Raw genomic sequence first — 22,186 nt, forward strand, 5'->3', positions numbered from 1 at the left:
ATCAAGTATGAAATTGTTTCTAAACCCAATATTTGTGTGTAATTGTAATAATTACTTCATTTTATTAGGATAACTTCTAAATGTGCGATGATTACCTTGAGTTTACAGGCTTTGGTGATTAAATACTGCATACTTATTAATATATTTGCACCCTTATGACAAGAAGAGAACGACAAGAGTTAATAGATAAAGGGCTGTTACTCCCTTTAATGGAAGAGTTTTATACCATACAAGGGGAAGGTTTCCATAAAGGAACAGCTGCATACTTTGTTAGAATTGGTGGCTGTGACGTCGGTTGCCATTGGTGTGACGTAAAAGAGAGCTGGTTGGCTGAGTTACATCCTCCGACGGCTACTGAAAAAATTGTAGAAAATGCAGTATCGTTTAGCGATACTATTATTGTTACAGGTGGTGAGCCTTTAACTTGGGATATGGGGCCATTAACGGCACAATTGAAAGCTAAAGGTGTGCAAACTCATATTGAAACGTCTGGTGCGTATCGGTTAACGGGTGAGTGGGATTGGATTTGTCTATCACCTAAGAAAATGAAATTACCAACAGAAGATGTTTACGAAAAAGCCCACGAACTAAAATGTATCATTTATAATAATGATGATTTTAAATTTGCTGAAGAGCAAGCTGCCAAAGTTAATGGTAATTGTATTCTGTACTTACAACCAGAATGGAGTAAACGAGATAAAGTGATGCCTAAGATTGTGGATTATGTGATGGCAAATCCTAAATGGAAAGTATCTCTACAAACGCACAAATATTTGAATATTCCTTAGATTAAATTTTAGTATATTTTTTTAATTGATAAATTATGCAAATAAAAAAGTTCTGAGAAGATTAAATCTTCTCAGAACTTTTTTATTATTTAGCTAACAGCTATATCTTAAAAGGTACAGCAACTCTAACGGTTCCCCAGCCTAAATGCATGTCTACACCATTTTCAGCTTTATCAAAAGCAATAGAAAAAGCATCTAAAGAGCTATCCCCTTTAGTTACAGGTACATTTAAACGGGCAATGTCATTTTCCTTATTATAAAAATAGCTTCCCCAAACATTAAGGTCTTTACTAATAATAGCAGTCCATTCTTTTTTTCCAGGAATAATATAAAAAGTATAAGTACCAGCTTTTATATTTTTGTTTCCAAGCTTCATGTCTTTATATAGGGTAAGCTCAGCGGCTTCGTTTGCTCCTGTTCTCCAAACTTCTCCTTCCTTAGCAAGTTTCTCTACACTACGACCTTTTAATTGAGGGCGGCTATATGTTATTTTAATTAACTTTTTGGACTCTTTATAATCTGCAGGGTACGCAGCTGCATCCATAGGGCTCTTGTCTAAATCTTTAAATTCTTGAGCTCCAATGCTTAGGGTGAATAGCATTACAAATGCAAATGCGATTGTAGTTAGTACGTTTGATTTTTTCATAAAAAATAATGGTTTTTGGTTTGGTTAAAAATAGTTTTTAATTGAGCAAGTAGTCGTAATTAATTATTAAAATTTACAGATTCATCGTTAAACTATTTAAATAGTGCTTAGTTGGTTGTTAAATTGTATGTATTTTGTGTTTATAGTTTTAGATTGAAACCATTATTCTATTTAATGTTTTAAAAATGAAAGTTTAATTTCATATTTGTCCTGTAATTAATAATTATAGCTGTAGTTAATCAGCTAAACTCTAAAACTAAAAGTTATGTGCGGAATAGTATGTGCGTTTGATATAAAACAAAAAGCTGAAGATTTAAGACCTCAAGTATTGGAGATGGCAAAAGCAATCCGTCATCGTGGACCAGATTGGAGCGGAATTTATAGTGATGATAAAGCTATAATGGCCCACGAGCGATTGGCAATTGTAGATCCGGCTTCAGGAAAACAACCGTTATTAAGTCCTGATAAAAAATTAATCTTAGCAGCAAATGGTGAAATCTATAACCACAAAGTATTACGTGCGCAGTTTCCGGATTATAATTTTCAAACGGAAAGTGATTGTGAAGTAATCTTGGCCTTATATCAAGAAAAAGGAGTGGACTTTGTAGATGAAATGAATGGTATCTTTGGATTTGCAATCTATGATGCTGAAAAAGATGAATATTTCATTGCAAGAGACCATATGGGGATTATTCCTTTGTATATAGGTTGGGATAAAAACGGAACATTCTACGTCGCTTCAGAGTTAAAAGCATTAGAAGGTATTTGTACTAAAATTGAATTATTTCCTCCTGGACACTACATGTCTAGTACAGATGGAGAATTTGTAAAATGGTACAAACGCGATTGGTCAGAGTATGATGCTGTTAAGGATAACGAGACAAGTATTGCAGAAGTTAAACAAGCTTTAGAAGATGCGGTGCATAGACAATTGATGAGTGATGTGCCCTATGGGGTATTATTGTCTGGCGGATTAGATTCTTCGGTAACTTCAGCTATAGCTAAAAAATATTCAGAACGACGTATTGAGGCAGACGATAAAGAAAAAGCGTGGTGGCCACAGTTGCATTCGTTTAGTGTAGGTTTAGAGGGATCACCCGATTTAGCTGCAGCTAAAAAAGTAGCCGATCATATCGGTACAGTACATCATGAGATAAAATTTACCATTCAAGAAGGATTAGATGCTATTAAGGATGTGATTTATAACATCGAAACATATGATATTACCACAATAAGATCTTCAACTCCAATGTATTTAATGGCAAGAGTAATTAAATCTATGGGGATTAAAATGGTTTTATCTGGTGAAGGAGCTGATGAGTTATTTGGAGGTTATTTGTACTTTCACAAAGCACCCAATGCACAAGAGTTTCATGAGGAAACTGTACGTAAGTTAGATAAATTACATATGTACGATTGTTTGCGGGCGAACAAAAGTTTAGCCGCTTGGGGTATTGAAGGTCGTGTGCCATTTTTGGACAAAGAATTTATGGATGTGGCAATGCGTATCAACCCAAAAGATAAAATGATTAACGGAGAACGTATGGAAAAATGGGTTATTCGTAAAGCCTTTGAAGATTATATTCCAGAAAGTGTTGCCTGGAGACAAAAAGAACAGTTTTCAGATGGTGTTGGTTACAGTTGGATTGATACCTTAAAGGAAATTGTTGAAAAGGAAGTGACTGATGAGCAGTTAGAAAATGCTTCGTTCCGTTTTCCAATAAATACACCACTAAATAAAGAGGAATATTATTACAGAAGTATTTTTGAAAGCCATTTCCCTAGTGATGCAGCGGCATTAAGTGTGCCCCAAGAAGCAAGTGTAGCATGTAGTACAGCAACAGCTTTAGAATGGGATGAAGCCTTTAAAACGATGAATGAGCCAAGTGGAAGAGCTATTGCAAATGTGCATTCCGATTCTTATGTGAAAGGATAAACTGTCATAAACACAACAGGATAAAAAGACCAATCAAAATTAAGATTGGTCTTTTTTTATATCCAGCATTGTTGTAATTTCATATCCTTAGTATAAAAACAATGAAGTTCGCAAATTTTAAAAAATTTCTTATTGAAAAAGGCGGCTTGTCTGAAGATGAAATCGTTCAAATAGAACCTTTTATTCAAACCAAAACTTTGGCTAGTCATGAGTTTTTGTTAAGAGCAGGAGAGGTGTGTTCGCATTCCTTTTTTGTAGAGCGCGGAGTGCTTCGATTTTATGCTTTAAATGAAGAAGGAAAAGAAAATATACTTCAATTTGCTACCGAAAACTGGATTGTTAGCGATCGTGGTAGTGTGTTCTTTCAACAACCATCTACTTATTATATCGATGCTATAGAAGATGCTGTGGTGGTGTTGTTGAGTGAGGAATTTGTGAGCGAAGTAGCTAAACTGAATCCTGGTTTTAGAACACAAAACGAACGTCTCTTACAAAACCACATTCGCCATTTGTATAAGCGCGTCAGTTTATTAATAGGCGCCTCTGCAAAGGAAAGGTATTTAGAATTTGTTGCCATGTATCCAGATCTTTTGCTACGTGTGCCACAGTGGATGATTGCTTCTTATTTGGGCATTACACCTGAAAGTTTAAGTCGAGTACGTAAATCTTTGGCTAAAGAAAATTTTAAGTCAAATTAACCGCTTCGTAGCCTTTATAGCGCTTCTTACCAAATGTCAATGCACAGCGCTTTAAGTTCTAGTAATATTGTCTAACAGTATACACTTAAATAATTAAAGAACTATGAAAACAAATAAAAACAGAAGTATAGAAAAAGTAACCCAACCAGGAACACCACATTTTGTGGGCGATGGATTTAGAGTTCATAATTTTATACCAGGAACTTCGACCATGCAAAGGATGGATCCGTTTATTATGCTAGATTATAATTCTAAGTATCATTTTCCTGCTACAGATAAACCAAAAGGTGTTGGTGTGCACCCTCATAGAGGTTTTGAAACGGTCACCATAGCCTATAAAGGTCGTGTTGAGCATAACGATAGTGCTGGTGGAGGCGGTGTTATTGGGGAGGGTGATGTGCAATGGATGACAGCCGCGTCTGGAGTATTGCACAAAGAGTTCCATGAAACCGAATGGAGTAAAACAGGAGGAGAATTTCAAATGGTGCAATTATGGGTTAATTTACCAGCAAAGGATAAAATGAGTGCTCCTAAATATCAGGCTATTTCTAATTCGGAAATTACCAAAATCACTTTGCCAGACCATGCAGGAGTTGTTGAGGTTATTGCAGGTGACTACAAAGGGCATAACGGAGCTGCTTCCACATTTTCGCCTATACATATGTATAATGTAAAGTTGAAAAAAGGCGCCAAGACAACATTGGCTTTTCCGTCCAATTACACAACAGCACTTTTAATGGTAGAAGGAGACACCATTGTAAATGATATAACAAAAGTACCACAAGACCATTTTGTTATGTTTAGTAATGATGGCGAATCTTTTACTGTTGAAGCCATAAACGATGCTGTGATTTTAGTGTTAAGTGGTGAGCCTATAAACGAGCCTATTGCCGCTCATGGTCCTTTTGTAATGAATACTCAAGAAGAGCTAGTGGAGGCGTTTCAGGATTTCAATACCGGAAAATTTGGCTATCTAGAAGAGTAATTTTAATCAAAGCAGTTTAATAATTTAGACTGCTTTTTTTATTAGGCAGAACATTTTGTGTCATTGAATGAGTGGTCAAAAGTGAAAAAAGGAGTTGTTTTTAAGCAGAAATTGATCTATTGAAAGCGTATTACGGTTTTAAAAAGAGCGCTTCTAAGCGATTTTGATAATTTTGGTTCAAATTCAGCTGTAAAAAAATCACAAAATTCAATTTAAGCTACTTTTTAGCGATTCTAAGAGTGTTTTAAGTAATTAACAAATGTTGATAATTATCAACGGCATTCGGGAAAATGCTTTTATAAAGCTTTTAAAAAACGTATATTTGTTAGTATTCAAAAAATGATACAAGCGTGTCATTTTTTTTATGTCAAATCAGGACTTAATTTTAACAATGGAACGAAATTAAGATACCTAAATAGATTCCGTTTAAAACGGAATCGTTTTTTAATTGTGATTCGAACTAAAATGTATTCAAAATAATGAGCGAAAAAAGAGAAGAATTTAACAAGGATAACTATTCAGCAGATAGTATTCAGGCCCTAGAAGGGATGGAGCATGTGCGTATGCGTCCTTCCATGTATATTGGAGATGTTGGCGTACGTGGTTTACACCATTTGGTGTACGAAGTTGTCGATAACTCTATCGATGAAGCTTTAGCAGGTCATTGTGATAATATTACCGTTATTATTAATGAAGATAATTCTATTACCACAGAAGATGATGGTCGTGGTATACCTGTAGATCTTCATAAAAAAGAAGGAGTTTCTGCACTAGAGGTCGTAATGACTAAAATTGGTGCTGGTGGTAAATTCGATAAAGATTCTTATAAAGTTTCTGGTGGATTACACGGTGTTGGTGTGAGTTGTGTGAATGCATTATCAGACCATTTAAAAGCCACAGTTTACAGAAAAGGTGAAATTTGGGAGCAGGAATACGAAAGAGGTAAAGCGCTCTATCCTGTTAAAAAGGTTGGAGATACTGAAAAACGAGGAACCATAGTTACTTTTAAGCCAGATCCAACCATTTTTACGCAAACTTTAGAGTATAGTTACGATACCTTAGCAAGTCGTTTACGTGAATTAGCGTATTTAAATAAGGGTATTACTATTCATTTGGTTGATAAACGTCATAAAAAAGAAGATGGCGAATTTGAAGGAGAAACATTTCATTCTGAAGAAGGATTAAGTGAGTTTATCAAATTTTTAGATGGTAATAGAGAACCTTTAATGAAAGATGTTATTTCTTTTGAAGGTGAAAAAAACGGTGTGCCAGTTGAGGTAGCTATGGTGTATAATACATCTTATGCTGAAAACTTACATTCCTACGTAAACAACATTAATACGCATGAGGGAGGTACACATCTTTCTGGTTTTCGAAGAGGTCTTACCCATACATTAAAGAAATATGCCGATGAATCTGGCATGTTAGATAAGCTGAAATTTGACATCTCTGGAGACGATTTCCGTGAAGGTTTAACGGCAATTGTATCTGTTAAAGTAGCAGAACCACAATTTGAAGGACAAACTAAAACAAAATTAGGAAACCGTGAAGTGTCAGCAGCAGTAAGTCAGTCTGTATCAGAGATGCTAACGGATTATCTAGAAGAGAATCCAGAAGATGCAAAAACCATTGTCCAAAAGGTGATTTTGGCCGCTCAAGCACGGCATGCTGCTCAAAAAGCACGTGAAATGGTGCAGCGTAAAACCGTGATGAGTATTGGAGGTTTACCTGGGAAATTATCCGATTGTTCTGAACAAGATCCTTCAAAATGTGAAGTTTACCTTGTTGAGGGAGATTCGGCAGGTGGAACTGCAAAACAAGGTAGAGACAGAATGTTTCAAGCAATACTTCCATTAAGAGGTAAGATTCTTAACGTAGAAAAAGCGATGACACATAAGGTTTTTGAAAACGAAGAAATCAAAAACATCTTTACAGCTCTTGGAGTCACTATCGGAACTGAAGAAGATAGTAAAGCCTTAAATCTTTCAAAATTAAGATACCATAAAATTGTGATAATGTGTGATGCCGATATTGATGGTGCGCACATTGAAACTTTAATTTTAACGTTCTTCTTTAGATATATGAAAGAATTAATAGAAAACGGACATATTTATATTGCTACTCCTCCTTTATTCTTAGTTAAAAAAGGAGCGAAGAAAGAATATGCTTGGAACGATGAAGAGCGTTTAGCATTAATGGAAAAGTATGGTGATGGAGCTAAAATTCAACGTTATAAAGGTCTTGGAGAGATGAATGCAGAACAATTATGGGACACCACTATGAATCCTGAATTTAGAACGTTGCGTCAAATTCATATAGAAAATGGAGTAGAAGCAGATCGCGTATTTTCAATGTTAATGGGAGATGAGGTACCGCCTAGAAGAGAGTTTATTGAGAAAAATGCAATCTATGCTAATATTGATGCATAAATAGCTATCGAAATAATGAAAATGAAAAAGCAATTATGTATTTACATAGTTGCTTTTTTTATGGTATAGAATCCTAGAAATACACGGCAAGTAAATTACATTCTTTCTTCTTTAAAGGTAATTTTATTCGTAAATTTACAGTCGTATTTAATACGTTATTTACACATTACAAATATTTATATAACTATGAAATAAGCTTATAAATTGTTATGACTGAAAATAGTAGTTTTAAGCAAGTTCCATTCGACATTAATTTAAAATAAAAAAAACAAATGAAAATTACCGTAGTTGGCGCTGGTGCAGTTGGCGCAAGTTGTGCAGAGTATATTGCAATTAAAAACTTTGCTTCAGAAGTTGTAATTTTAGACATTAAAGAAGGCTATGCAGAAGGTAAAGCAATGGATTTAATGCAGTGTGCATCCTTAAATGGTTTTGATACTAAAATCACAGGAAGTACAAACGATTATTCAAAAACAGCAAATAGCGATATTTGTGTTATTACCTCAGGTATTCCTCGTAAACCAGGAATGACTCGTGAAGAATTAATTGGTATTAATGCAGGTATTGTAAAAACAGTATCATCTAGCTTAGTAGAGCATTCTCCAAACACTATTATTATTGTGGTGAGTAACCCAATGGATACTATGACATATTTGGTTCACAAAACTACAGATTTACCAAAGCATAGAATTATAGGGATGGGTGGAGCACTAGATTCTGCACGTTTTAAATACAGATTGGCAGAAGCTTTAGAAGCACCAATTAGTGATGTAGATGGTATGGTAATTGGTGGTCATAGCGACAAAGGTATGGTGCCATTAACATCGCATGCCACAAGAAACAGTATTAAAGTTTCAGAATTTTTATCAGAAGAGCGTTTAGAGCAAGTTGCTGCAGATACTAAAGTGGGTGGAGCAACATTAACTAAATTATTAGGAACTTCTGCTTGGTACGCACCTGGTGCTGCAGTAAGTGGTTTGGTTCAGGCTATAGCTTGCGATCAAAAGAAAATTTTTCCATGTTCAACTTTACTAGATGGTGAATATGGTTTAAGCGATCTTTGTATAGGTGTGCCTGTAATATTAGGTAAAAATGGAATTGAAAAAATAGTAGATGTTCCTTTAAGTGATGCAGAAAAGGCTCACATGGCAGAAAGCGCTGAAGGTGTAAAGAAAACTAATGGTTTATTAGAGTTGTAATATATCTTATACCGAATTAAAAAAACCTTACTGGCATAATTTTGTTGGTAGGGTTTTTGTTTATTTACTAATAATTAAAACAATTAAATTATGAAAAAAATACTAGTATTGGGTTTAGCATTAATGTTAAACATGGTTGCAACAGCCCAAGATCAAATGCAAGAAGGTGTTCTTACGGCTAAGCAAACGATGGCTAGCGATAATGAGCAGATGAATGCACAATTAAAAGCTATGGGAGATTCTGAAGCTACAACCTATTTTAAAGGTACAAAATCACGTAGCGAGACTAGTAATCCTATGACAGGAGATATGACAATTATTGTCGATGGCGAAGAAAAGCAAATGTTAATGCTTATTGATCAATTAGGCGTGGGTAAGAAATATATATTGCAGTCCTTTGTGCCAAGTGAAGAGGATTTAAAAAGTGTTACAGTTGAAAAGGGTAGTGAAACAAAAACGGTTATGGGTTATGAATGCCAACAATATATCGTTAAAATGAAGCAAAACGGACAAGATGTAGAAATGCAAATGTTTACTACAGATAAAATTTCTGCTTTTAGCCATAACACAACAGCAATGGGTGATCAGGTTGAGGGTTATCCACTTTATTTTGTAATGAAAATGAATCAAATGGGGGCAAGTATTGAAGTTACCTCAGAGGTAACTGAGATTAAACAAGAATCTGTTTCAGATGATAAATTAAGCTTAACTCCTCCTGAAGGTTACACCAAAATGGAAGGCATGTAATTATATATTACATTTTGAAATTAATTTAGATAAGACTGTAGAAATACAGTCTTTATTTTTTGTCTATATTTGGCCCATGAAAACCAAATTACATTTTGGGTTAATAGTTATACTCTTGGCGTTTTTAGGAACGTATTTAGAGCAAAATACGCTACCAAATCAACAGATTGTAATTCAGTTCTCAGATACTGATATTTCTACAGAAGATACAGAAAATGCTATTGAGAGTATTCAAAACAAACTTCATAGCATTGGTGTTACACGTATTCAAATCGGCCACAGTAAAGATGGTCAGCTTAGAATACTTTATCATAGTAACACAGATGTTGGCTATATTCAAAAAGCGCTTTATAATGTTGAAGACTTAAACATTGCTTACAATGCTGGTCAACCTAATTCGGAAGATTTTCCAGAACCTAAAGATCAAAAAGATTACGAGCTTAATATCTCTGAAATTAAGTCTAATACTAATATTAATTGGGACTTTGAGCGTACCCAAATTGTAGAGGTCAATCAGAAAACAGATCGCTGGTTGTTCTCAAAAACCTATAGTTTTGGAGGGTGTTTACAGAATATTGAGCGTTATTATGATCATAATGTTGCTATTCTTATAAGTAACCATGCTCGTTTAGTAATCGATAACATTTGCGATATTATTCCAGAAGTTAGAGCCGGACCGTTAGTATAAATGGAATGGTTTCATCTGAAATAAATTCCACTTCACCACGAATAGCTTTTTCAATCAAAAGGCTAAAAATCAATTTATAAAAAAACATTGTCGAATTATAGTGTAAACTCTATATTTGCGCGTTAAAAATTCGACATTAAATAAACATTACAATGCAAAACAAAGGATTAATTAAGCTTTTTGCAATTTTATTTGGTTTAGTAAGTATTTATCAATTATCATTTACTTTCAAAGCTAATCAAATAGAAAAAGAAGCAGAAGCAGCAGCAATTGAAAAATATGCTGATACAGAAGAAGATTATCAAAGTAAAAGGAATTTAGAAGCCATTCGTTACTTAGATTCATTAAAAACTTCAAAAGTAAAAGTTGGTGATACATTTGAGCCAATTGAGGTTTATAATTTAGGTGTCGCACAATACACTTATTCAGATGTTGAAAATAATGCCATGAATTTAGGTTTAGACCTTAAAGGTGGTATTAACGTAATTCTACAGATTTCAGTAAGAGACATTTTAAAGGGTTTAGCTAATAATAGTAAAGATCCTGTATTTAATAAAGCATTAGATGATGCAGAAGAATTACAAAAAGATTCACAAGATTCTTATTTGCAATCTTTCTTTACAGCATTTGATGCTATTAAAGGAGATACAAAATTAGCCTCTCCAGATATTTTTGCGAATAGAACGTTGAGTGATGAGATTAAATTCAATATGTCAGACAACGAAGTTAAAGGCATCATTGAAACTAAGATTGATGAGTCTATCGTTTCTGCTTTTGAAGTATTGCGTAAGCGTATTGATAAGTTTGGTGTGACTTCACCAAATATTCAGCGTTTAGGAAACTCTGGTCGTATTCTTTTAGAATTACCAGGTGCTAAAGATATAGAGCGTGTTAAAGATCTAGTAACTAAAACAGCACAATTACAATTTTGGGAAACATATAAAACCGAAGAAGTTTTACCTTATATAATGGAGGTGAACCAAAATTTAGTTGAGGCGAATAAGAAAAAAGAATCTAAAGAAGAAGTCGCTGAGGCTACAGAAGATGAAGGTACTGAAGATGCTATTGACGAACTTACAGGTCAGATAGAGTCAGACTCTACAAATGTAGCCGATATTAATCCGTTAGGTATTCAAGGATATGGAAACGGTGGAGCTGTAGTAGCAATGTTCTTATCTAAGGATAAGGAAAGAGTGATGGCAGAACTAAACGCTTCTAAAAATAGAGCATCATTACCTGCTGAAATGCGTAATATTAGATTTGCTTGGGGATTACAAAATGAAGAATCTGAATTTTCAGAACTTTATGCTATTAAAGGTAATAGAGAAGGAGTCCCAGAATTAAGTGGTGCTGTAATTACAGATGCAGGTCAGGATTACGACCAACTAAGCAGACCAGCAGTTAGCATGCAAATGAATGCTAAAGGAGCTAAGATCTGGGAAGAAATGACTAAGAAAGCATACGAAACTCAAGGTTATATCGCTATTGTATTAGATAACATTGTATATTCTGCACCTAGTGTTTCAACAGGAGCCATAGCAGGTGGTCGTTCTCAGATTTCAGGATCATTTACCTTAACTGAGGCTGTCGATTTAGCAAATGTTTTAAGAGCAGGTAAATTACCAGCTTCAGCTCAGATTGTTCAAGCAGATGAAGTTGGACCATCATTAGGTCAAGAAGCTATTGATAGTGGTATGCAATCATTCATCATCGCCTTAGGTTTTGTATTGCTTTGGATGATTTTTTACTACGGAAAAGGTGGTGTTGCCGCAGATATCGCTTTATTATTAAACATTCTGTTAATCTTTGGTGTATTAGCGAGTTTAGGGGCAGTATTAACTTTACCTGGTATTGCAGGTATTGTATTAACAATTGGTATGTCGGTCGATGCGAACGTACTGATATTTGAGAGGATTAAAGAAGAAATAGCAAAAGGAAAATCTCAGAAAGAAGCTATAAAAGATGGTTTTTCTAACGCATTATCTTCAATTTTAGATGCGAATATTACTACAGGTTTAACCGCTTTAATCTTATTTGTATTTGGTACTGGACCAATTAAAGGTTTCGCAACAACCCTAATCATAGGTATCTTAACATCATTGTTTACAGCAATTTTTATTACAAGATTAGCTGTAGATTGGTATGCAAACAGAGGAGGTAAATTAGTATTCTCAACAGGGTTAACTAAAAACTTATTTACAAATGTAAATATCGATTTCTTAAGAAAACGTAAGATTGCTTATGCTTTTTCTGGAGCGTTAATACTAGCGAGTTTAGGTTCTCTTTTCACTGTAGGTTTAGATCAAGGTATTGATTTTGTAGGAGGTAGAACATACCAAGTACGCTTTGATCAAGATATGAGTGTAGAAGAAGTTAAGAGTGATTTAGAAGCGGTTTTTGAAAGTGCTGAAGTGAAAACCATTGGTGGAGCTAATCAGTTAAAAATTTCTACGAAATACTTAGTAGAAGATAGCACAATCGAAGCTGATGAAAAAGTACAATCTTTATTATTTGAAACACTTAAGAAGTACCTTCCAGAAGGTATGACATATGATGAGTTTTTAGATGGTTCTGGAAACAAGAAAATTGGTAAAATGCTCTCTAGTAAAGTAAGTCCTACGATTGCAGATGATATTAAAAAATCATCAGTATGGGCAATTTTAGGATCTTTAGTAGTGGTGTTTTTATATATCTTATTAAGATTTAAGAAATGGCAATTCTCACTTGGAGCTGTATCTGCTGTTTTTCATGATGTTTTAATTGTATTAGGTATCTATTCATTAACATGGAGATTTATGCCATTTAGCATGGAGATTGATCAAACATTTATTGCGGCAATATTGACTGTTATTGGTTACTCACTGAATGATACCGTTGTAGTATTTGATAGAATTAGAGAGTATTTCAATGAAAACTTAGGTTGGAAATTTGATACTACAATAAACAAGTCTATAAATAGTACAATCAGTAGAACATTGAATACGTCGTTAACAACCTTAGTTGTATTATTAGCGATGTTCTTATTTGGTGCTGATTCACTTAAAGATTTACTATTCGCATTAATCGTAGGTGTCATTGTTGGTACATATTCTTCAGTATTTATCGCAACACCAATTATGTACGATACAGCTAAAAAGGGTAATGTAACTGATGCGCTTAAAAATAAAGTGAAAGAGGTTGAAGAAGAAGCTTAAGCCTTAAATCATAATCAGAATGATACACTAAGTGAAGTCGAAGTGTTGATTTATATATCTAAAAATGCCTTTCTTAATTGAAAGGCATTTTTTTTCTCTATGGAGAGTATTTATTTCTAATTAAGAATATTTTATCAAACTTAGCTTGATAAAGACTTAATAACTCTATTTTACCAACTGTAAATTGACTAAATAATTCAACTTTTGTACTATTAATATGTATTCAAATGCTCTCAGTAAGTGCTTCGGGTTGAGAAGGATTAATCTAGATTCTATGAGATTCAATTATAAGTACTCTAGCTTATAAAATAAGGAGTAAGTCTACTGTTAAACGAATAGTTTTATTAGTAAAAACTGTTGTATTATTTATTATTGAAGTTATTAGTGTATGCTTAATTCGGGATAAAAGATTTTTGTTGCCGTAAGTAATCCCAAGACAATAGGAGTATAGCAGATATAAATAAGAAGTTATACCAGCGAGTGTATCGCTATAAAAATTAATAATATGGATTCTTATTCTAGGATTTCGAAAGATATTTTATCTCCAATCTCTAACTGCCACGCATCCGAGAGTCCTCCGTTAATTTCTAAAACATATTTGGCAGGAGCTTCAGAAGGAAGCGACGTTTCGTCCATGGGTTTTGCGTTCTTCTGAAAACTAACAATAGTTAAATCTTCAGCTATATAAATAATATCTAAAGGAATTTTTGTGTTTTTCATATAGAAACTACGCATTTGAACGTTAGGAAATATAAATAACATCCCATGATTGGTTTCAAGCTTTGTTCTATACATTAACCCAGTTTGGGTAGTGTATTCATCATCAGCGATCTCAATATCTATGGTTTTTATTATAGCGTCCGAATCCGCTTTTTTTAATGTAAGTGTCCCTTCTTTTTTAAAGCTAACTACAACTTTATCTTCGGTAATGGTTTTCTTTTCTTCTTTACAAGATGACAGTAAAACAAGGCTGAATACAATTATTACAGATTTAAAAATCAGTGGAATTCGCATTAGCTTAATTTTGTTTTAGGTTTATAAATAAACATGAAGTAAAGTCCTATAATTATAAAAGGAATACTTAACCATTGTCCAGTATTTAAAACCCAATCGGCACGTTCTATATTTTGAGCTTCCTTTACAAATTCTACAAAAAATCTTACCGTCCAAAGTAATACAAGGAACAATCCGAATAAGAACCCTTGTTGTTCCGATTTTTTTGTTTTCCAATAGAAGTAAAATAGAATAATAAAAACAAATACATAGCAAAATGCTTCGTATAGTTGTGCAGGATGTCTTGGTGCGGTTTCCCCTAATTGCTTAAATACAACACCGAAATCACTTTCTGTGTATTTTCCTATAATTTCAGAATTAATAAAGTTACCTATTCTTACAAATACAGCACCAAGTGCTACAGGTATAACCACACGATCTAAAATCCAAAGAACAGATTTGTGCAAAATCTTCTTATTATAAATGTACATGGAAATTATCATGGCGATTGCTGCACCATGACTAGCTAATCCTTGAAAGCCAGTAAATTCAAAACCTCCTTTAAATTTGAAAGGCAAAAAGATGCTAAAAAAATCTTCGGTAATTAATTCGGGTTGGTAAAAAATAACATGACCCAATCTGGCGCCTAGCATAATTCCTAAAACAGAATAGATGAATAACGAATCTAAGGCTTCATCAGTTAAACCTTCCTTTTTGTAGATACGCTTAGTGATGTAAAAACCTAAAATGAAGGCTACAATCCACATTAAACTGTAAAAGTGAAGTTTAAAAAATCCTAAATCGATAAATTTAATTGGATCCCAATCAATCTGTAATAAAAACATAAATATATTATTTGTGCCGTAAATATAATATTTTGATAGCTATTGAAAACAGGATTAACGTAATATTAATCCTTAATAAAGTTTAAGATGTTTGAACCAAAAATAAGATGAGATAAATAGGATATTGATTTATATTCTATATCTTTAAATGTGACAGAATTTCTAATTACTTTGAATTACGATAGTCGTTTATAGCAAATTCTTGAGAGCTAATTTTAAGTTTATTAACACCGTTAAAACACTTAAGTTTTTTAGTTGTCATCCTTTCTGGGAACAGGATCAAATCCACTACCTCCCCAAGGCGACGGAACGCAAAGAAAATGTACGGAGTACATTTTTAGTGAACGGGCGAGCTGGCGCGTAAAGGCAATTTTTTTAGTTGTCATCCTTTCTGGGAACAGGATCAAATCCACTACCTCCCCAAGGATGACAACTAAAAATACGTTTTATCGCCATCCATCCTCCTTTAAAAAAGCCATGGACTTCTAATGCTTCTTTAGCATAATGAGAACACGTTGGTTGGTATCTGCAGGTCGCTGATGTAAAAGGTGAAATAAATGTTTGGTAAAACTTAATCAGTAATAAGAATGGATATGTTAAGAATTTTTTCACGATTAGTTAGTCGTAAAAGTCGTTCCTTCTCTACTATCTTTCAGTTGAATTCCAGCTTCGGCTAGTTCGTCTCTAATCTTATCAGATAAAGCAAAATCTTTATTTAAACGGGCTTCTTTTCTTAAGTTGATTAATATTTCAACAGCACTTGTTAATTTATTGTTGTCTGTACGCTCTTTAGAAATGTTTACTAAACCAAGAACATCAAAGACAAATGACGACATAGTGTCTTTTAATAAGGCTAAATCTTCAGGAGTTATACTCGCACTTCCATCCTTAATTTGGTTAATGAATTTTACAGCTTCAAAAAGTTTAGCAATTAATATAGGAGTATTAAAATCATCATTCATTGCCTCGTAACATTTCTGTTTCCAATCCGATACATTGAATAAGGTTGTTGTAGAAGCCGTTTTTAAGTGCTCTATTAAATCAAAAGCATCCATAAGTCTATGAAATCCTTTTTCAGCTGCAGCTAGGCCATCATCGGTTAAATCTAAAACACTTCTATAAGAGGCTTGCATCATAAAAAAGCGAATAACACTAGGGTTGTAAGCTTTAGACATTATATCATTATCACCAGAAAGTAATTCAGCCGGATTAATATAATTGCCTGTAGATTTACTCATACGAGCTCCATTGAGCTCTAACATATTAGCATGCATCCAATATTTTACAGGTGTTTGTCCTTTAGAAGCTTGGTTTTGTGCAATTTCACATTCGTGGTGCGGAAATTTTAAATCCATACCACCACCATGAATATCGAAAAAGTCACCGAGATATTTGGTACTCATAGCAGTACATTCTAAATGCCAACCTGGAAAGCCATCACTCCATGGAGACGGCCAACGCATAATGTGTGTTGGCTCTGCTTTTTTCCAAAGTGCAAAATCTTGAGGATTTCTTTTATCACTTTGTCCGTCTAATGCACGTGTATTATGTATTAAATCTTCGAGTTTACGCTTACTCAAAATACCGTATTCGTTAGATATATTGTATTTATGAACATCAAAATAAACAGATCCATTGACAACATACGCAAAACCATTATCTATAATAGACTGAATTAATTCAATTTGCTCAATAATATGGCCAGTTGCTGTAGGCTCTATACTTGGAGGAAGAAAGTTAAAAGTATTGAGTACATTATGAAAATCTACGGTATAGCGTTGCACTATTTCCATAGGCTCTATGGCTTCTAAACGAGCTTTTTTTGTGATTTTATCTTCTCCAACGTCTGCATCATTTTCTAAATGTCCGGCATCTGTAATATTTCTTACGTAGCGTACTTTATATCCTAAGTGCTTAAGATACCTAAAAATCATATCGAAAGACATAAATGTTCTAACGTTTCCTAAGTGTACATTGCTGTATACCGTTGGACCACAAACATACATACCAACGTAACCATCAGTTATAGGTTGAAAAATTTCTTTTTCACCAGAAAGTGTATTGTATAATTTTATGTGATGCGTATTGTATAATGACATGATGCGATTTTTGAAAAAATGAATCGAAATATTCTAGAAACTAATTTAAAGATGATGCACTAAAACTGGGTGTCTAACTGTATGTAGTCTAAAAGCTCTCTGCGTTTTGTATTTTCTTTGAATTTTCCACCAAATTCAGAGGTTACAGTGCTACTTTCAATATCTCTAATACCTCGAGAATTTACACACAAATGTTTTGCATCTATAATGCAAGCCACATCTTCAGTGCCTAATACTTCTTGTAGCTCTCTTACAATTTGAATCGTTAAGCGTTCTTGTACTTGTGGTCTTTTGGCATAATAATCTACAATTCTATTCATTTTAGATAACCCAACAACAGTACCATTAGAGATGTAGGCAATATGTGCTCGTCCTACAATAGGTAGTAAATGATGCTCACAAGTAGAATATACCGTAATGTTTTTTTCTACGAGCATTTCTCCGTACTTATATTTATTATCAAAGGTAGAGGCGCTAGGTTTTTTATCCGGGTTTAAGCCACCAAAAATCTCATTAACAAACATTTTGGCAACTCTGTTAGGAGTTCCTTTAAGGCTGTCGTCATTTAAATCTAAGCCTAATGTTTCTAATATATGTTTTACGTCTCCTTTTATGCTTTCTATTTTATCTGCATTAGATAGCTCAAATGCGTCTGGTCGCAAAGGAGTATCGCTAGAAGAACCGATATGGTCATCTCCTATAGCTTCATAATCGTTAAAATCATTTTCGATTTTCATTGTCATATAATTATTATCAGTTTCTAAAAACGAGTGGCAAAGATAAACAATAAAATAGTTTGGTTGAGGTAGGAGTTTTATAATTATAGCTGTTATATAGTTAAAACCGTTAAAACACCAATATCCTTGATAAATTAACAACTGTTTTACTAAAATTTTATTAATTTTCGAAATTCTAATATTCTGAATTAACTTATGAAAAATCTATTAATTATTACCGCATTGATACTGATGCCTTTATCTGTTTTTAGCCAACAATCTAACCACAAAAACCCATTACCACTGGCTAAATATAACGACAATGTTAATCTACCTCTAACAGCAAAAGAACGTGCTCAGATTATTGAGGCTTTTGGAGATTCTGCCGATAAGATGGTTTTTAGTAATCCGCATCGCTTAAAAAGTATTAAGCATATTCTTAGGAATAGGGTAAAAGTAAAGTTAATTACCGATAAAAATGAAACGAAACCATGTCCTATGTTATCAGATGTAACTAATTCGGAGGATTTAGATTCTCGAAACAATAAACCATTTGATTTAGATAGTTTTAATCCATTGAAGTATGATTTCAATTTCCATTCGAGATCTGCTAGCATGTATCAAGTAGATAATACCAATTATTATATAATTATTAACTCGCAATATCAATAGGAACACATCGATACTTAAATTGTATTATCACCATTGTTATAAAAGGTATCCGTTTTATAATGATAAGTGTCTTAAAAAATCAATAAAATTAATTTTATGAAATATTTATTTACTATAATCCCTCTATTATTTTCATCGCTTTTATTGGCTCAAGATATCACAATGCAAACCGCAACAGTCAATCAGTGTGGTGGTGTGTTTTACGATTCGGGAGGAGAGTTTGCAAACTACAGTGATGACGAAGATTTTGTTTTAACAATTTGTCCAGAAAATCCTGGTCAAAAAGTGCAACTAGATTTTACTTTTTTCTCTACGCAATTAAATAATGATGTAATGACAATATTTAATGGAGATAGTGTTGCAGCTGATGCCTTTGGTGATTTTTCTGGGCCAAATAGTCCTGGCTTTGTAGTAGCTACAGGAGATAACCCTTCGGGTTGTATCACCATTCAGTTTGTTTCTAATGACTCTGGAACAATAAACGGTTGGGCAGCGGATATATCTTGTTTAACTCCTTGTCAAACTATAAACTCCGAAATTGTATCAGCGAGTCCAGCTCCAAATGGAGATAATTATATAAGAGTTTGTCCTAATGAAGAGATTACATTAACAGGTGATGGTGATTTTTCTGTTGATGGAACAGGAGCTACATATGAGTGGGATTTAGGTGATGGTAACACAGTTGCTGGTCAGACAGCAACATTTTCATATCCAGATCCAGGTGTATATATTGTGAATTTGAATATTCGTGATGCCAATACTTCAGTGGATCCTTTAGGCTGTAAAAATGATAATTTAATTAATCAGGTTATACAAGTTGCTACTGAACCTGACTTTACAGGAACAGAGGCGGCTAATACAACTCTTTGTTTTGGTGAAAGTACAGATATTACAGGAGTGGTAGAAGCTGTAGAATTTATAAATGACTGTACTCCACCTGTAAGTGGTGTTACCTTTTTACCTGATGGGAATGGAGTAACTTATGAAACTTCGATTACTGTAGATTGTTACGATTCAGCTCAAAATATGGATGATATAAGTCAATTGGTGAGTATTTGTCTAACCATGGAGCACTCCTTTTTAGGTGATTTGGATATTGAGATCATTTCACCTAATGGACAGGTTGTAAGAATGCATGATCAAGGAGGTAGCGGTGCAAATTTAGGTGAACCTTGGGCCACAGCTTCAGTTGATGGGGAAAGTTCTAATACAACTCCAGGAAGAGGATTTCAATATTGTTTTGTGCCTGATAACAGTTTTCCAACCTTAGCTGGAGGTGTACAGTCTGGTGGTGTTTTTGTAAGCGGTAATGGACCTGGTACCTACACAGATTCCTACGTTCCAGCAGGAAACTATAGTTCAATAGAGCCTTTGGAGGGACTTGAAGGATCTCCGTTAAATGGAGATTGGACAATTCGAGTTGTAGATAATCTTGGTGCTGATAATGGGCATATTTTTGCTTGGAGTATTGAGTTTGACCCGAACCTTCAGCCACCAGAACTTTCGTTTGAACCAGTAATAACTTCTGAAGCATGGGATACTGATCCTACAATAACTAATACAGCTGGAAATGTTATAACAGTTCAGCCATCAACCGCAGGACAATTTTGTTATACTTATAGAGTTACAGACGATTTTGGATGTGAATATACAGAAGAAGTTTGTATCGATGTGTTACCAGAATTTATCACAGAGAGTCCAAATAGTTTGTACGTATGCGATACAGGTGTGCCTCCTTATATCTTTAATTTAGAATCGAATACTCCTGTGGTGCTAGCGAGTGCCACAAATGCTTCTGACTTAGTGGTTACTTATCATAACTCATTAACAGATGCAGAAGGTGATCTTTCGGCGATTCCAGATTCTGGAAATTATACAGGTACAGATGGAGAAACGGTATATGTGAGAATTGAATATTTAGATTCAGGATGTTTTGATGTATTTCCTTTTGTGTTAAATGTATCTGGTCAACCTACTATCAACCCTGTTTCAGACTTAGAGTTATGTGATGATGAAAGTAACGATGGCTTTGAGACTTTTGATTTAAGTAGTCAAACGTTAGGTATTTTAGGTGTACAACCAGAATCTGATTATACGGTAACTTACCACTTAAGTTTTAATGATGCTGATTCAGGTGATAATGCCTTACCTTCAGACTATACAAATACTGTGAATTCTCAGCCAATTTTTGTTAGAGTTGCAAGTTCAGGAGATTCTAATTGTTATAATGCTTCGAGCACAGCACTTTTTAATCTAGTGGTTAATCCAAGAGCTTTAGCAACAACGCCAGATAATATGGTAGTTTGTGATGATGTGAGTAATGACGGTTTTGAAACTTTTGATTTAAGCAGTCAAGAAGCAGCGATTTTAGATGGACAAGATCCTACTGTCTACAATGTGTCCTTTCATAGTAGTGAAGATGATGCAATTAATAATGTAGATAACCTACCAACAAGCTACACTAACAATACAGCTAATTTAGAGACTATTTATGTTAGAGTAGAAGATCCAGCCTTTCCAAGTTGTTATAGTACCACGAGTTTTGATTTAGTGGTTAATGAATTACCTATAGTAACATCGGTGACACCATTACAAGTTTGTGATGACGATACCGATGGTTTCGCTGCCTTCCCGTTACTTACTAAAGAATCGGAGTTATTAAATGGTCAAACCGGAGTGTCTATTTCTTTTCATGAAAATTTAGTAGGAGCAGAGACAGATAGTGCTGAAATTTTTGACGGATATATTAATTCAACAGTTAATAGCGAAACTATATTTGTACGTTTAGAAAATACAACAACAAACTGTTATAATGTAACTAGCCTTACACTTGAAGTTTTAGAAAATCCAGTAGCTAATAGTACTACTCCATTAGAAGTATGTGATGACAATGCAGACGGTATAGCAATATTTGATTTAAGTATAAAGGATTCTGAGATTGTGGGAGCGCAATCGGGCATGACCGTTCTTTATTACGAAAATTTAGCTGATGCTGAAGCAGGAGGTACTCCGTTACCAGTTAATTATACAAATACTCAAGCAGGCGCTCAAGAAATTATAGCGCGTATCGAAAATGTCGCAACGGGTTGTTATGCAACAACACCACTTCAATTGATTGTGAACCCAAAACCTTTAATTTTAGATGTTTCGGATTTTGAATTATGTGATGAGAATACACCTGGAGACGAGGAAGAAGCTTTTGATTTAACAACGAAGACCTCAGAGATTTTAGGTACTCAAGTAAATGTAAGTGTAAGTTATTTTGCTAATCCTTCAGATGCAGCTTCAGGAACAAACGCAATAATGGCACCTTATACTAACATTAGCAACCCACAATCTATCACAGCAGTACTGACTAATACACTAACAGGTTGTACGTCTAGCCTTAGCTTTGATATAATCGTCAATCCACTACCATCATTAGTATCTCCAACAGCTTTAGAAGTTTGTGATGACGGTACACCAGATGGATTAACAGAGATGGATTTAAGCTTAAAGAACACAGAGATTACAGGCAACAATCCATCCTATTCGGTAAGTTATTATGAGAA

General features: G+C 34.2%; 17 protein-coding genes. 11 read left to right on the forward strand and 6 right to left on the reverse strand.

Features of this window, described 5'->3' with window-relative positions; translation table 11 throughout:
• Nucleotides 1-155 precede the first annotated feature (155 nt).
• Entirely contained in the window at nucleotides 156-788 is a 633-nt protein-coding gene (locus C8N41_RS15440; protein WP_115839921.1) for a 7-carboxy-7-deazaguanine synthase QueE, read from the forward strand.
• A 100-nt stretch (nucleotides 789-888) separates the two neighbouring features.
• Here C8N41_RS15440 and C8N41_RS15445 read toward each other — a convergent pair whose 3' ends face one another.
• Nucleotides 889-1,434, reverse strand: a complete 546-nt coding sequence (locus tag C8N41_RS15445) for a DUF2911 domain-containing protein (protein WP_115839922.1) — start codon at nucleotides 1,432-1,434, stop codon at nucleotides 889-891.
• A gap of 265 nt (nucleotides 1,435-1,699) precedes the next feature.
• On the opposite strand from C8N41_RS15445, the gene asnB reads away from it, so the two are divergent.
• From asnB to secDF, 8 genes are all read left to right on the forward strand, one after another.
• Nucleotides 1,700-3,370: an asparagine synthase B gene (gene asnB, locus C8N41_RS15450; RefSeq protein WP_115839923.1), complete on the forward strand. Its 1,671-nt coding sequence runs from the start codon at nucleotides 1,700-1,702 to the stop codon at nucleotides 3,368-3,370.
• Nucleotides 3,371-3,471: 101 nt separating this feature from the next.
• Entirely contained in the window at nucleotides 3,472-4,068 is a 597-nt protein-coding gene (locus C8N41_RS15455; protein ID WP_115839924.1) for a Crp/Fnr family transcriptional regulator, read from the forward strand.
• Between the two features lie 103 nt (nucleotides 4,069-4,171).
• Nucleotides 4,172-5,053 (forward strand): pirin family protein, encoded by an 882-nt coding sequence (locus C8N41_RS15460; protein WP_115839925.1) that lies wholly within the window; start codon nucleotides 4,172-4,174, stop codon nucleotides 5,051-5,053.
• 479 nt (nucleotides 5,054-5,532) lie between these two features.
• Nucleotides 5,533-7,482 carry a DNA topoisomerase (ATP-hydrolyzing) subunit B gene (gene gyrB / locus C8N41_RS15465; RefSeq protein ID WP_092446860.1) on the forward strand — a complete coding sequence of 650 codons (1,950 nt, stop codon included), beginning with the start codon at nucleotides 5,533-5,535 and terminating at the stop codon, nucleotides 7,480-7,482.
• 272 nt (nucleotides 7,483-7,754) lie between these two features.
• On the forward strand, nucleotides 7,755-8,681 hold the full coding sequence (mdh, locus tag C8N41_RS15470; protein ID WP_092446861.1) for a malate dehydrogenase: 927 nt from the start codon (nucleotides 7,755-7,757) through the stop codon (nucleotides 8,679-8,681).
• A gap of 90 nt (nucleotides 8,682-8,771) precedes the next feature.
• Entirely contained in the window at nucleotides 8,772-9,428 is a 657-nt protein-coding gene (locus tag C8N41_RS15475; RefSeq protein WP_092446862.1) for a DUF4412 domain-containing protein, read from the forward strand.
• 76 nt (nucleotides 9,429-9,504) lie between these two features.
• The gene (locus C8N41_RS15480; protein ID WP_115839926.1) at nucleotides 9,505-10,116 is read left to right on the forward strand and encodes a hypothetical protein; all 612 of its coding nucleotides are present in this window, start codon (nucleotides 9,505-9,507) and stop codon (nucleotides 10,114-10,116) included.
• Between the two features lie 152 nt (nucleotides 10,117-10,268).
• A complete protein-coding gene (gene secDF / locus C8N41_RS15485) occupies nucleotides 10,269-13,310 on the forward strand; it encodes a protein translocase subunit SecDF (protein WP_115839927.1) in 3,042 nt (1,013 codons plus the stop codon).
• A gap of 513 nt (nucleotides 13,311-13,823) precedes the next feature.
• Here the strand turns inward: secDF and C8N41_RS15490 are convergent.
• The 5 genes from C8N41_RS15490 to folE form a co-directional block, all read right to left on the reverse strand.
• Entirely contained in the window at nucleotides 13,824-14,324 is a 501-nt protein-coding gene (locus C8N41_RS15490; RefSeq protein ID WP_115839928.1) for a DUF192 domain-containing protein, read from the reverse strand.
• On the reverse strand, nucleotides 14,324-15,148 hold the full coding sequence (lgt, locus tag C8N41_RS15495; protein WP_092446866.1) for a prolipoprotein diacylglyceryl transferase: 825 nt from the start codon (nucleotides 15,146-15,148) through the stop codon (nucleotides 14,324-14,326). The genes C8N41_RS15490 and lgt overlap by 1 nt, the downstream gene beginning before the upstream one ends.
• A 375-nt stretch (nucleotides 15,149-15,523) precedes the next feature.
• On the reverse strand, nucleotides 15,524-15,760 hold the full coding sequence (yidD, locus tag C8N41_RS15500) for a membrane protein insertion efficiency factor YidD (protein ID WP_115839929.1): 237 nt from the start codon (nucleotides 15,758-15,760) through the stop codon (nucleotides 15,524-15,526).
• A gap of 2 nt (nucleotides 15,761-15,762) precedes the next feature.
• Complete coding sequence (gene cysS / locus C8N41_RS15505) at nucleotides 15,763-17,247, reverse strand: cysteine--tRNA ligase (RefSeq protein WP_115839930.1); 1,485 nt, start codon at nucleotides 17,245-17,247, stop codon at nucleotides 15,763-15,765.
• A 59-nt stretch (nucleotides 17,248-17,306) separates the two neighbouring features.
• On the reverse strand, nucleotides 17,307-17,984 hold the full coding sequence (gene folE / locus C8N41_RS15510) for a GTP cyclohydrolase I FolE (RefSeq protein WP_092447806.1): 678 nt from the start codon (nucleotides 17,982-17,984) through the stop codon (nucleotides 17,307-17,309).
• A 195-nt stretch (nucleotides 17,985-18,179) separates the two neighbouring features.
• On the opposite strand from folE, the gene C8N41_RS15515 reads away from it, so the two are divergent.
• Nucleotides 18,180-18,635, forward strand: coding sequence for a hypothetical protein (locus tag C8N41_RS15515; protein ID WP_092446869.1), 456 nt, complete (start codon nucleotides 18,180-18,182; stop codon nucleotides 18,633-18,635).
• A 96-nt stretch (nucleotides 18,636-18,731) separates the two neighbouring features.
• Nucleotides 18,732-22,186, forward strand: a 3,455-nt coding sequence (locus C8N41_RS15520; RefSeq protein ID WP_115839932.1) for a PKD domain-containing protein, incomplete at its 3' end; no start/stop codon positions are given.

Source organism: Winogradskyella sediminis (assembly GCF_003387355.1).
In the GTDB taxonomy this organism is placed as follows: Bacteria; Bacteroidota; Bacteroidia; order Flavobacteriales; family Flavobacteriaceae; genus Winogradskyella; species Winogradskyella sediminis.